This window comes from Streptomyces sp. CB01249, from assembly GCF_001905735.1.
Classification (GTDB): Bacteria; Actinomycetota; Actinomycetes; order Streptomycetales; family Streptomycetaceae; genus Streptomyces.
Genome location: NZ_LISW01000008.1, coordinates 327,208 through 340,793 on the forward strand (window position 1 = coordinate 327,208; position 13,586 = coordinate 340,793).

At 71.9% G+C, this 13,586-nt stretch carries 8 protein-coding genes; 7 read left to right on the forward strand and 1 reads right to left on the reverse strand.

The window, feature by feature from the left end; all coding sequences use genetic code 11:
• Positions 1–47: 47 nt before the first annotated feature.
• From AMK18_RS29945 to AMK18_RS29975, 7 genes are all read left to right on the forward strand, one after another.
• On the forward strand, positions 48–2,462 hold the full coding sequence (locus tag AMK18_RS29945; RefSeq protein WP_073865238.1) for a glycoside hydrolase family 3 N-terminal domain-containing protein: 2,415 nt from the start codon (positions 48–50) through the stop codon (positions 2,460–2,462).
• A gap of 138 nt (positions 2,463–2,600) precedes the next feature.
• A complete protein-coding gene (locus tag AMK18_RS29950; RefSeq protein WP_073865239.1) occupies positions 2,601–3,686 on the forward strand; it encodes an endo-1,4-beta-xylanase in 1,086 nt (361 codons plus the stop codon).
• Between the two features lie 20 nt (positions 3,687–3,706).
• Entirely contained in the window at positions 3,707–6,898 is a 3,192-nt protein-coding gene (locus tag AMK18_RS29955) for a glycosyl hydrolase 115 family protein (RefSeq protein ID WP_073865240.1), read from the forward strand.
• A 39-nt stretch (positions 6,899–6,937) separates the two neighbouring features.
• Positions 6,938–7,318, forward strand: a complete 381-nt coding sequence (locus tag AMK18_RS29960; protein WP_018106226.1) for a hypothetical protein — start codon at positions 6,938–6,940, stop codon at positions 7,316–7,318.
• Between the two features lie 63 nt (positions 7,319–7,381).
• Complete coding sequence (locus tag AMK18_RS29965; RefSeq protein ID WP_018106227.1) at positions 7,382–7,660, forward strand: DUF1876 domain-containing protein; 279 nt, start codon at positions 7,382–7,384, stop codon at positions 7,658–7,660.
• Between the two features lie 118 nt (positions 7,661–7,778).
• Positions 7,779–8,876, forward strand: a complete 1,098-nt coding sequence (locus tag AMK18_RS29970; protein ID WP_073865241.1) for an NADH:flavin oxidoreductase/NADH oxidase — start codon at positions 7,779–7,781, stop codon at positions 8,874–8,876.
• A gap of 231 nt (positions 8,877–9,107) precedes the next feature.
• The gene (locus tag AMK18_RS29975) at positions 9,108–12,383 is read left to right on the forward strand and encodes a LamG-like jellyroll fold domain-containing protein (RefSeq protein WP_018106229.1); all 3,276 of its coding nucleotides are present in this window, start codon (positions 9,108–9,110) and stop codon (positions 12,381–12,383) included.
• Positions 12,384–12,492: 109 nt separating this feature from the next.
• Here the strand turns inward: AMK18_RS29975 and AMK18_RS29980 are convergent, their stop codons facing one another.
• On the reverse strand, positions 12,493–13,497 hold the full coding sequence (locus AMK18_RS29980) for a LacI family DNA-binding transcriptional regulator (protein WP_073865242.1): 1,005 nt from the start codon (positions 13,495–13,497) through the stop codon (positions 12,493–12,495).
• Positions 13,498–13,586: the final 89 nt, after the last annotated feature.

Genomic DNA, 13,586 nt, shown 5'->3' on the forward strand with positions numbered 1-13,586 from the left:
CCATGCCGCCGCGTACCACCGCACTCTTGAGAGGAATCCCCGCCGCCATGGCAAACCCCCCTGTTCCGCATGCCCGCAGGTCCGAAGCGGCCACCGCCGTCGACGGCCCCTGGCAGGACCCCGCGCTCGCCCCCGAGGAGCGCGTGGCCGACCTCGTCTCCCGGATGACCCTCCAGGAGAAGACCGCCCAGCTCTACGGAATCTGGGTGGGCGCCGACGCCGACGGGGACGGGGTGGCCCCGCACCAGAACGAGATGGTCGACGCCATCGACTGGGACGCGCTGATCCCGCGCGGCCTCGGCCAGCTGACCCGCCCCTTCGGCACCGCCCCCGTCGACCCCGCCGTCGGCGCGATCTCGCTCGCCCGCGCCCAGCGGGCCATCGCGGGCGCCGGCCGCTTCGGCATTCCGGCCCTCGCCCACGAGGAGTGCCTGGCGGGCTTCACCGCCTGGGGCGCGACGGCCTACCCCGTCCCGCTCTCCTGGGGCGCCGCCTGGAACCCGGACCTGGTCACCGAGATGGCCCACCGGATCGGCAGCGACATGCGGTCCGTGGGCATCCACCAGGGCCTCGCCCCGGTCCTGGACGTCGTGCGCGACCTGCGCTGGGGCCGCGTCGAGGAGACCATCGGCGAGGACCCCTACCTCGTCGCCACCATCGGCACCGCGTACGTGAAGGGCCTGGAGTCCGCCGGGATCGTCGCCACCCTCAAGCACTTCGCCGGGTACGCGGCATCGGCCGGCGCCCGCAACCTCTCGCCGGTCCGGGCCGGGGCCCGGGAGCTCGCCGACGTCATCCTGCCGCCCTTCGAGATGGCCCTCGTCGACGGCGGCGCCCGCTCCGTCATGCAGTCGTACGCGGAGATCGACGGCGTCCCGTCGGCGGCCGACCCCGCCCTGCTCACCGGGCTGCTCCGCGACACCTGGGGCTTCGAGGGCACCGTCGTCGCCGACTACTTCGCCATCGGCTTCCTGGAGACCCTGCACAAGGTCGCCGAGGGCCGCGCCGACGCCGCCCGCCTCGCCCTGGGCGCCGGGGTCGACGTGGAACTGCCCACCGTCCGCAGCTACGGCGACGAACTCGCCGCCGCCGTCCTGGACGGTACGGTCCCCGAGGCCCTGGTCGACCGCGCGCTGCACCGGGTCCTCCTCCAGAAGTGCGAACTCGGGCTGCTCGACCCCGACTGGTCCCCGGTCCCCGCGCTGCTGCGCGACACCGACCCGGAGCGGGCGCGCGAGACCGTCGACCTGGACCCGCCGCGCAACCGCGCCCTCGCCCGCGAACTCGCCGAACAGGCCGTGGTCCTGCTCGCCAACCCGCAGGGGGCGCTGCCGCTCGCCGGGACCGGGCGGATCGCGGTGATCGGCCCCCGCGCCGACGACGCCCTCGCCATGCTCGGCTGCTACTCCTTCCCGAGCCACGTCGGCGTCCTGCACCCCGAGACCGCCATGGGCATCGACATCCCCACCGTGCTCGACGCGGTGCGCGGCGAGTTCCCCGCCGCCACGGTCACCGGCGCCCCCGGCTGCGAGGTCGACGGCGCCGACACCTCGGGGTTCGCGGAAGCGGTGGACCTCGCCCGGGACGCGGACGTCTGCATCGCCGTGCTCGGCGACCGGGCCGGACTCTTCGGGCGCGGGACCTCGGGCGAGGGCTGCGACGCCGACGACCTCGCGCTGCCCGGCGTGCAGGGCGAACTGCTCGACGCGCTGCTGGACAGCGGAACCCCGGTCGTCCTGGTCCTGCTGACCGGCCGCCCGTACGCGCTCGGCCGCTGGGCGGACCGCACCGCCGCCGTGGTCCAGGCGTTCTTCCCCGGTGAGGAGGGCGGCCCGGCCCTGGCCTCCGTGCTCTCCGGCCGGGTCAGCCCCTCCGGCCGGCTGCCGGTCTCCGTGCCGCGCCACCCGGGCGGCCAGCCCTGGACCTACCTCCAGCCGCCCCTCGGGCTCGCCAACGGGGTCAGCAACCTGGACCCGACGCCGCTCTACCCCTTCGGCCACGGCCTCACGTACACCTCCTTCGCCTGGGAGCCCGGCGCCCCCGCCCCGGAGGAGATCCCCACCGACGGCTCCGCCGACATCGAGCTGACCGTCCGCAACACCGGGGACCGGGCGGGCGCGGAGGTCGTCCAGCTGTACGTGCACGACCCGGTCGCCCAGACGACCCGGCCCGACAACCGGCTCATCGGCTACGCCCGGGTCCCGCTGGACGCGGGCCAGGAGGCGCGGGTGCGCTTCCGGTTCCACGCCGACCTGGTGTCCTTCACCGGCATCGGCGGGCGGCGCGTCGTGGAGCCGGGCGCGCTGGAGCTGCGGCTCGCGGCGTCCAGCGGTGCCGAGGACATCCGGCACACGGTGCACCTGCGCCTGACCGGTCCCGAGCGCACCCTCGACCACCGGCGGCGGCTGGTGTGCGACGCGGTGGTCGAACCCGTGCCGGCGGCCGCCCCCGTGCGGGGCTGACCGGCTCCGTACCGCCGGGCGGGGGCACCGCGCCTCCGCCCGGTCCCCAGCTCCACGAAACTTTCGAAACACCCACACCCGCGCAGGCCCTCCCGGTCACCGGGAACCCGGCCGTGCGCCTCTCGAAGGGTTTCTGTCATGCGCAAGCCAATCAAGGCCGTGCTGATCGGCACCGCCGCCGCGGCCCTGCTCGCCCCCTGCACCATCAACGCCTTCGCCCACTCCGGCCACGGCGGCGGGACCGGGGACTCCCGGGCCACCACGCTCGGCGCGCTGGGCAAGCGGTCCGGCGTGCGCATCGGCACCGCCGTCGACATGGCCGCCCTGGCGGACGACGCGCCCTACCGCGCGAAGGCGGCGAGCGAGTTCAACTCGGTCACCCCGGAGAACGTCATGAAGTGGGAGTCCGTCGAGCCCACCCGTGGCACGTACGACTGGAAGCAGGCCGACCAGCTGGTCGACTTCGCCCGCGCCAACGGCCAGCTGGTGCGCGGCCACACCCTGCTCTGGCACAACCAGCTGCCCGCCTGGCTCACCACCGGCGACTTCACCGCCGACGAGCTGCGCGCCATCCTCCGCAAGCACATCACCGACGAGGCCCGCCACTTCAAGGGCCGCATCTGGCAGTGGGACGTCGTCAACGAGGCGTTCAACGACGACGGCACCCTGCGCGACTCCATCTGGCTCCAGAAGCTGGGCCCGGGCTACATCGCGGACGCCTTCCGCTGGGCCCACGCGGCGGACCCGAAGGCCAAGCTGTTCATCAACGACTACAACATCGAGGGCGTCAACGCGAAGAGCACCGCCCTCTACGACCTGGTCGTCGAGCTGCGCAAGCAGCACGTACCCATCGACGGCGTCGGCATCCAGGGCCACCTGTCCGTCCAGTACAACGCCCCCCACGACATCGCCGACAACATGAAGCGGTTCGACGCGCTCGGCCTGGAGACCGCGATCACCGAGGCCGACGTCCGCGTCCCGATGCCCTCCGACAGCACCAAGCAGGAGGCGCAGGCCGAGGGCTACGACGTACTGCTGCGCGGCTGCCTGCTCACCCGCAAGTGCACCGACTTCACGGTCTGGGGCTTCACCGACAAGTACTCCTGGGTGCCCGACACCTTCGAGGGCGAGGGCGCGGCCAACCTCTTCGACGAGCACTACAAGGCCAAGCCCGCCTACAGCGCCCTGCGCGACGACCTGCTGCTCGCCGCCGGCCGCGACTGAGCACCGAGAAGGAGAGCAGCATGGACAGCGACACCCCCGGCACCCCCGGGCAGACGAGCCGCAGAGCGGTCCTCGGCCTCGGCCTCGGACTCACCGCACTCACCGCCACCCCCCTCGGCTCCCTCGTCGGGCTGACCGGTGAGGCGTCCGCCACCGGACACGGCCCCGCGCCCCGGCCCACCGACCCCGGCGCCTACATCTCGTTCACCGCACAGCGCGGCAGCTTCCCGCTGGTCAGCCACGGGCGGGCGACCCCGGTCCTGGTCAGCGACCGCGACTGGCCGGGTGTCGTCAGGGTCGCCGGCGACCTCCGCGACGACATCGAACGCGTCACCGGCGTCCGCCCCGCCCTCTCGCACGGAGCGGTCCCGAAGGCCCGCGAGATCACGGTCATCGGGACCGTGGGCCGCAGCCCTCTCATCGACCGGCTGGTCGCCGACGGCAAGCTCGACGTCTCCTCGATCCGCGGCAGGTGGGAGACCAGCCTCCAGACCGTCATCGACCACCCGCTGCCCGGCGTCGAGCGCGCATTCGTCATCGCCGGCAGCGACCAGCGCGGCACGATCTTCGGCGCGTACGACGTCTCGCGCGGCATCGGCGTCTCGCCCTGGTACTGGTGGGACGACGTCGTCCCCGTACACCGCGACGAGATCCACGTACGGCCCGGACGCCACACCCAGGGCACCCCGGCCGTGAAGTACCGCGGCTTCTTCATCAACGACGAGAACCCGGCGCTCGGCACCTGGGCCCCCGCCTACTTCGGGCCCGGCAAGGCGCCCGGCTTCGAGGGCGGCTTCAACGCGGACTTCTACGCCCGCGTCTTCGAGGTCATGCTCCGGCTCAAGGCCAACTACCTGTGGCCGGCCGTCTGGGGCCGCGCCTTCGCCGAGGACGACCCGCTCAACCACGCCACCGCCAAGGCGTACGGCGTCGTCATGGGCACCTCGCACGAGGCACCCATGATGCGCGGCATCGAGGAGTGGAACCGGCACGCCGTCGCCGCCGTACGCGACGCCGAGGGCAACATCACCACCCCCGGCCACGACCCCTACGGCGGCACCGGCGAGTGGTCCTTCCGCCGCAACGCCGAAGCGCTCAAGGCGTACTGGGCGGACGGCATCCGCCGGATGAAGGACGAGGACTTCGAGGGCGTCGTCACCCTCGGCATGCGCGGCAACGGCGACGTCAGCCTCCCCGACGGCGACGGCATCGAGCTGATGACCGAGATCATCGCCACCCAGCGGCAGATCCTCGCCGAGGTCTCCGGCAGGGACGTCACCACGATCCCGCAGGTCTGGACCCTCTACAAGGAGGTCCAGCGCTACTGGGACCGGGGTCTGCGCGTCCCCGAGGACGTCACCGTGGTCCTCACCGACGACAACTGGGCCAACATCCGCAAGCTCCCCGACCCGGCCGAGGCGCCGAGGGAGGGCGGCTACGGGCTCTACTACCACTTCGACTACGTCGGCGTCGGCCGCAACTACAAGTGGGTGGACACCGCGTCGCTGCCCAACATGTGGGACCAGCTCCACCAGTGCGACGCCTACGGCAACCACGGACTGTGGGTCACCAACGTCGGCGACCTCAAGGGCAACGAACTGCCCACACAGTTCTTCCTGGAGTACGCCTGGAACCCGGAGCGCTGGACCCTGGACCGGCTGCCGGAGTGGGAGGAGACGTACGCCCGGCAGAACTTCGGCGAGAAGCAGGCGACCGAGATCGCCGCCGTCCTGCGCGAGTACGCCCGGCTCCAGGCCCGCCGCAAGCCCGAGCTGCTCAACCGCCGGATCACCCTCGACCCGGCGAAGGACCCCGCCACCGACAGCTCGGCCGTGGTCTACGACGACCAGGCGTCCCCCTTCGGCCTTGTCCACTACCGCGAGCTGGAACGCGTCACCGAGGAGTGGCGGCTGCTCGGCGAGCGCGCCGGGCGGATCGGGCACCGGCTTCCCGCCTCCGCCCAGGACGCCTGGTACGAACTCGTCGGCTACGAGGTCGCGGCCACCGTCAACCTGTACGCGCTGCGCGAGGCGGAGTTCACCAACATCCACTACGCGGCCCAGGGCCGGGCCCTCACCAACGAGCTGGCGGCCACCGCGGAGGCGCGGCTCGCCGACGACTTCGCCCTGGCCGACCGCTTCAACACGAAGATCGCGGGCGGCAAGTGGCAGGGCTTCCAGACCCAGCCGCACATCGACTACGGCGACGTCGAGCGCTACGGACCCAACGCCCCCTGGCAGCAGCCCGAGATCGACAACGTGGCCATCAAGGACGTGCTCTTCCCGGCCGTCCGGCGCATCGACCTGCCCGCACGGGCCGCGATGGGCGTCGCCGTGGACGGTTCCACGGCGTGGTGGCCGCACGAGACCGCGCCCGCCGTGCTGCCGGTGTTCAGCCCGTACCAGACCCGGCCCGCGCAGTACATCGAGGTGTTCAACCGGGGCCGCGCCCCCTTCGACTACCGGGTGCGGACCGGTGCGTCCTGGCTGACCGCCGACCGGGTGCGCGGCCGCGTCACCACGCAGGACCGCATCACCCTGCGCGTCGACTGGGACCGGGCGCCGAAGGGCGTCACCCGCGTCCCCGTCACCGTCACGGGGCCCGACGGCGCGGAGGTGACCGTCACGGCGGTGGCCGACCGCCCCGCGCTCTCCCGGTCCCGGCTCGGCGGCTTCGTGGAGGCCGGGGGATACGTGTCCATCGAGGCGGACCACTACCACCGGGCCGTCGGCGGCCGGGGCGTCACCTGGCAGCGCATCCCGGACATCGGACGCACCGGGGCCGGTATGGAGCCCTTCCCGGTCACCGCCGCCCGGCAGACTCCCGGCGGCCGGAGCCCGCGCCTGGAGTACCGGGTCAGCCTGTTCACCACCGGGCCGGTCACCGTGTACGCGTACCTCTCGCCCCGTAACAACGCGCTGCCGACCGACGGTCTGACCTACGCGGTCTCCTTCGACGGCGCCGATCCGCAGCGGGTGAACGTCACGAAGGTGACCGGGGCCGACGACGGGACCATGAACGCCCAGTGGGCCCGGCACACCTCCGACAACGTCACCGTCACCGGCACGGTCCACCGTGTCACCGGACCCGGGGTGCATGTGCTGAAATTCTGGATGGTCGACCCGACGGTGGTCCTCCAGAACCTGGTGATCGACACCGGCGGCCTCGAACCCAGCTACCTGGGCCCGCCGGAAAGCCTCCGGCTGGACTGAGCCCGGCGGCACGGAACGTACACGGGAAGGTGTGCAGCGATGACGGACGAGCACGGGAACAGCGGAATCCTGGAGATCGCCCCCGCCGGGGCGGAGGTCGGGATCACCGTCGCCACCCCGTCCGGCGAGCACACCCTCCTGTGCACCCCGGCCCGGGCCCGGGAACTGGCGGCCGCTCTCGGCTTCGCGGCGGACGAGGCCGAGAGCGGACCGGCCCACCACGTCACCGTCCGGGCGGACGAACTGCACCGGGGCGATGTGCGCGACGGCGACCGCGCCATGACCGTGGACGCCGTCCGTGTGGAAGGCGGCACCGCCCACGTCACCTGGACGTCCGGCGCCGGACGCAGCTGGAACCAGCTGTACGACGCCGACGCCTCCATCCCGCTCCGGCGCCGGGGCCGGCTGCCGGGGGCGTGAGCGTTCGCGCGCGGCCCGGCGGCGGGCGCACCCTGGAAGGGAGACCTTCCGGAGGTGAACGCCATGACCCGAACCGCTGTCGGATGGCACATCGAGCTCGAATTCGAGGAGGACACCCACCGCACTCGCGCGGCCGCCCTGGTGCGGCTCTCCGACGGACAGGAGGTGCGCGCCCACGGCTATGCCAGCCGCCACCCCTCCGACGCCGAGCAGCCCCGGGTGGGGGAGGAGATCGCCGGAGCCCGCGCGCTCAACGAACTGGCGATGAAGCTCCTGACCAAGGCGCACGACGAGATCGACGACGCGGCCGGCCGCAGCTCGTACCCACTGAAACCCCGCTGACCCGGACCCCGCGAAGCCGCAGGTCGCTTGTACGAGAGTGGTCGTAATTTGACGGGCGTCGTACTACGGGATGTATCGTACTAGCGATCCTTCCGTACCCGGCGAAACGGAGTCCGTCGTGAGTGCCCTCTTCGAGCCCTACACCCTCAGGTCGCTTGTCGTGCCCAACCGGGTGTGGATGGCGCCCATGTGCCAGTACAGCGCCGCGGTGGAGGGGCCGGAGACCGGTGTGCCGGGCGACTGGCACTTCGCCCACCTCGCGGCCCGCGCCACCGGCGGCACCGGCCTGATCCTCACCGAGGCCACGGCCGTCAGCCCCGAGGGCCGCATCAGCCCGGCCGACCTCGGCATCTGGAACGACACCCAGGTCGAGGCGTTCCGCCGGATCACCGAGTTCGTCAAGGCGCACGGCTCCGTGATCGGCATCCAGCTCGCCCACGCCGGGCGCAAGGCGTCGACCGCCGCGCCCTGGACCGGCGGCCGCCCCGTCGGCCCCGAGGCGCACGGCTGGACCCCGGTCGCCCCCAGCCCGCTGCCCTTCGACGAGGGCTACCCGGTCCCGCACGAGCTGACCACCGACGAGATCGCGGGCGTCGTGGACGACTTCCGCCGGGCCGCCCGGCGCTCCGTCGAGGCGGGCTTCCAGGTCGCCGAGGTGCACGGTGCGCACGGCTACCTCATCGGCCAGTTCCTCTCCCCGCACAGCAACCACCGCACCGACGAGTACGGCGGCAGCTTCGAGAACCGCGTCCGCCTGGCCCTTGAGGTGGTCGACGCGGTGCGCGAGGTGTGGCCCGAGGAACTGCCGGTCTTCTTCCGCGTCTCCGCGACGGACTGGCTCACGGAGAACCCCGAGGACGAGCGGGAGGGCTGGACGGCCGACGAGACCGTGCGCCTCGCGGCGCTCCTGCGGGACCACGGGGTGGATCTGCTCGACGTCTCCACCGGCGGCAACGCGCCCCGCGCCCGTATCGCCACCGGCCCGGGCTACCAGGTGCCCTTCGCCGAGCGCGTGAAGCGGGAGACCTCGCTGCCCGTGGCGGCCGTCGGCCTCATCACGGACCCGCAGCACGCCGAGAAGATCCTCGCCGAGGGCCGCGCGGACGCCGTCCTCCTCGGGCGCGAACTGCTCCGCAGCCCCTCCTGGGCCCGGGACGCCGCCCGCGCGCTGAACGGCACGGTGCACGCCCCGGTCCCGTACGGCTACGCCATCTGATTCACCCTCAGGGCGTTCCCTTTCGCCCCCGGCCGCCCCCTTCGCACCCAAGGTGTGCGAAGGGGGCGGTCTGCGTGGACCCGCCGCCCGGCTCGTACAGCCGTGCTTTCTATCGTTGAAAAATCCTCGCGCACGACTGTTGTTTTACGTTTGATGCTGTGGCTCAATGTTCGATTGTGTGCTGTGCCTCACAGGTTCGAGGCACTTCAGCTCTCTCGACAGGACGACGCCTTGAGACCACAAACGCCCCACCCCCGCGCTCTGTTCAGGACAGCGGCCTGCGCCGCCGCGCTGCTCATCCCCCTCGGTGCCACGCTCGTCCCGGCCGCCGCGGCCGCCCCCGCGAGCGCCGCTTCGACCACCTTCAAGGCCGGTGACCCGGCCACCACCGTCCACGGGCTGAAGGGCGAGTACTTCAGCATGTCCGCGCCCGGCGCGCGGGACTTCGACAAGCTCGGCGGGGTCGCCCTCGAACCGAACATCAACTTCCCCGGTCTCGCGGGCACGTTCGAGTCGACCACCGGCCAGTCCGAGAACACCACCGCCCGCTGGACCGGTTTCCTCACCGCTCCCGAGGACGGCGACTACACCTTCGCCGCCAGTGGCGACAACGGCTTCCGGCTGTTCATCGACGGCAAGGCCGTCATCGACCACTGGGAGCCCGACTGGGACAACGAGCAGACCAGCGCGCCGATATCGCTCAAGGCCGGCGAGCCGCACGAGTTCAAGCTGGAGATGTTCCAGGACACCGGCGGCGCCAACATGTTCCTGCGCTGGTCCAGCGCGAACCTGGACCGGCAGTTCGTCCCGGAGTCCGCCTTCACCCCGCCCGCCGACTTCGAGGTCTACCCGGTCGGGCTGAGCGTCGCGGACAACGGCACCGAACTGCACGCGGTCTTCGACGACAAGGTCAGCGACTACGCGGACCTGAAGAACCACCTCACCATCGAGGCCGACACCACCCCGATGCCGGTCAAGTCCGTCACCCGGGCCCGCGGCGGCAAGGAACTCGTCGTCAAGCTGGACGCCGCCGTCCTCAAGGACCAGCGCGTCAAGATCGCGTACGACGGCAAGGGCGGCCTGAAGGCGGGCGGCGAGACCGTCCCCGACATCAACCGCACGGCCACCAACAACTCCACGCACCGTCTCACCACCAAGTGGGGCGACAAGGTCGACCGCAACCACCCGCTGCCCGAGTACCCCCGGCCGCAGCAGGTGCGCGACAAGTGGAAGAACCTCAACGGCCAGTGGGAGTTCGCCGGGGCCAAGGCGGGCGAGAAGCCCGTCTTCGGCAAGAAGCTCGGTGAGCGCATCACCGTGCCTTACCCGGTCGAGTCGCAGCTCTCCGGCCTGGAGCGCCACGAAGACCACATGTTCTACCGCAAGCTCGTCACCGTCCCGCAGAACTGGGCCGTCAAGACGGACAAGCACGGCAAGAGCAACCGGCTGAAGCTCAACTTCGGTGCCGTCGACTACCAGGCGACCGTCTGGGTCAACGGCAAGAAGGTCGCCGAGCACACCGGCGGCTACACCGCCTTCACCGCCGACATCACCGACGCGATCAAGGGCAGCGGCCCGCAGGAGATCGTCGTCGGGGTCACCGACACCACCGGCGCCGACCAGCCCACCGGCAAGCAGTCGGCCAACCCGGGCGGCATCTTCTACACCGCCTCCTCCGGCATCTGGCAGACCGTCTGGATGGAGCCCGTCGCCCCGGCGGCCGTCGACTCCCTGACGACCACCCCGGACATCGACAAGGGCAACCTCGCCCTGACGGTCAACTCCGCGAAGGCCTCGAAGTCCGCGACGGTCACCGCCGTCGCCCGCGACAAGAAGGGCAAGGTCGTCGGCAGGATCAGCGGCCCGGCCAACCGCGAGCTGAGCCTCCCGGTCGCCAAGCAGCACCTGTGGTCCCCGGACGACCCGTACCTGTACGACCTGGAGGTCACCCTCAAGGACGGCGGCTCCAAGGACACCGTCGACAGCTACTTCGGGATGCGCTCCGTCGGCATCGCCAACGTCGGCGGCTACCAGAAGATCGTCCTCAACGGGAAGCCGTTCTTCTCGCTCGCCCAGCTCGACCAGGGCTTCTACCCGGACGGCCTGAACACCGCGCCCAGTGACGACGCGCTGGTCTTCGACCTGAAGGCGCAGAAGGACCTCGGCTTCAACTCCGTGCGCAAGCACATCAAGGTCGAGCCCGCCCGCTGGTACTACCACGCCGACCAGCTCGGTCTGTTCGTGTGGCAGGACTTCGTCTCCGGCAACCTCACCAACGAGAAGGGCCACCAGGCCTTCATCGACCAGGGTGCCGAGGAGATGGAGCAGCTCCACAACTACCCCTCGATCGGTTCCTGGATCGTCTTCAACGAAGGCTGGGGCGAGTGGGACCGCACCGAGACCGGCAAGATCACCGAGCAGGTCCAGGCCGCCGACCCCTCCCGCATCGTCAACGCCCACAGCGGTGTCAACTGCTGCAACTCCAAGGGTGACTCGGGCAAGGGCGACATCATCGACCACCACGACTACAACAACACCGACCCGGCCTTCCCGGACGCCACCCGCGCCGCGATGGACGGCGAGCACGGCGGCTTCACCCTGCGGATGCCCGGCCACATGTGGCCCGGCGCCCCGACCGTGATCTACAGCGGTGTCGCCGACAAGGCCGCGCTGACCGCCAAGTACGTCGAGAACACCCGCAAGTACTACCTGGAGGCGGCCGGCGCCGAACTCTCCGGCTCCATCTACACCCAGGTGACCGACCTGGAGAACGAGCTCAACGGCCTCTGGACGTACGACCGCCGCGAGATCAAGGTCGACGCCGCCCAGGTCCGCAAGATCAACCGCGAGGTCATCGCCGCCGGCGCCGCGGCCGGCACCCGCACCCCCGTCAAGGGCGGCGGCTCCTGGTCGCTGGACGAGAACAAGGGCACCAAGGCCGCCGACAGCGGCCCGAACCACAAGGACCTCACCCTCTCCGAGGGCACGTCCTGGACCACCGGCGTGCACGGCTCGGCGCTGAAGTTCAACGGTGAGGGCCAGTACGCGGAGACCAACGGCCCCGTGGTCGACACCACCGGTGACTACACCGTCTCGGCCTGGGCCTCCCTGGACGCCCTCCCGGGCAACTACGGCACCGTCGTCAGCCAGGACGGCCGGCGCCAGGAGAACCCGTTCTACCTGCAGTACGGACAGGGCGCGTTCGCCTTCTCCACCCCCGGTGCCCACCGCGCCCGGGCGGAGATGACCCCGGAGCTCGGTCACTGGTACCACCTGGTCGGCGTCCGCAGCGGTGACCAGATCAAGCTGTACGTGGACGGCAAGCTCGCCTCCACCGCCCCGGCCGGATCGGCCGACGTCAGCAGCGGCGCCCTCTCCGTGGGCCGCGCCAAGTGGTCGGGCAACAACACCGACTTCTGGAACGGCTCCGTGGACCAGGTCCAGGTGTACGACAAGGCGCTCACCGACCAGGAGGTGACCGCGCTGTACGACGGCGGGAAGGCGTAAGCACCCCGGGTGCAGCCTCCCGCTCCTCAGGACCGCTCCCGGCGGTGCGCGGCACGAGCCCGCACCGCCGGGAGCTTCCGGCTGCCCGGAGATGGCCCCCCGGGAATGCTCAGGCCCCGCTGCTCTCCCGCACCACCAGCCGGTGCGGCACCACGATCCGGCGCGCCGCCAGCCCCGAGAGCCGCCCCAGCACGCGCTCGCTCAGGCACTGCACCGCCCGCTCCGCGATCTGCGCCAGGTCGGGCGACACCGTGGTCAGCGAAGGCGTGGCGAACCGCCCGTCCTCGATGTCGTCGAAGCCCGCCAGCGCCAGGTCCTCCGGCACCCGAACCCCCCGCTCACCGGCCGCCCGCAGCGCCCCCAGGGCCAGTTCGTCGCTGAAGCAGAACACCGCGTCCGGGCGCTCCGGCAGGTCCAGCAGCTCACACAGCGCCCGCGCCCCCTCCGCCCGGTGCAGGTCCGCCACCTCCACCTCGGCGACCGGGCTCAGCCCCGCCTCCGCGAGCCCCTGCCGGAAGCCCTCGGCCCGCAACTCGGCCGTGCCGTGCCCCAGCGCGGACTGGAGGCCGATCGCGGCGACCCTCCGGCGGCCCGTCGCCACCAGATGCCGGGCGGCGTCCCGGGCCGCCGCCACGTTGTCCAGCGCCACATGGTCGATGGACCCGTGCGGATCGAGCTCGCCGAGGACGACGAGCGGCAGGCCGCCCGCGAGCGTGGCCAGTTCGGCGGGGGGCGTCGACCAGGGGCTGATGATCATCCCGTCCACCTGGTGCCCCTCGGAGCCGTCCAGCAGCCGCCGCTCCAGGTCCGCCCGGCCCCCCGTGCGCTCCACGAGCACCGTCCAGCCGCGCTCCTGGGCGGCGTCGATGAGGAGGCCCGTGAGCGCGCCGAAGTAGGGGGAGTGGATCTCCGGGACCGCCACGCCGACGATCCCCGTGCGGCCCTGGCGGAGGTTGCGGGCGGCGAGGTTGGGCCGGTAGCCCAGCTCCTCCACCGCGGCGAGCACCCGGGCCCGGGTGTCGGGGGCGACGGCGGCCGCGTTGCTCACCACGTTGGAGACGGTCCTGACGGACACCCCGGCGAGCGCGGCCACGTCCTTGAGTCTCGCTGCCACGTTCGGTGCTCCTGCTCTCTGCCGGCGGGCGAAGGCGCCCGCGCCCCGTGCGCAGTGACCGTAACAGGTGCTGCGAGACAGTCCCGTGC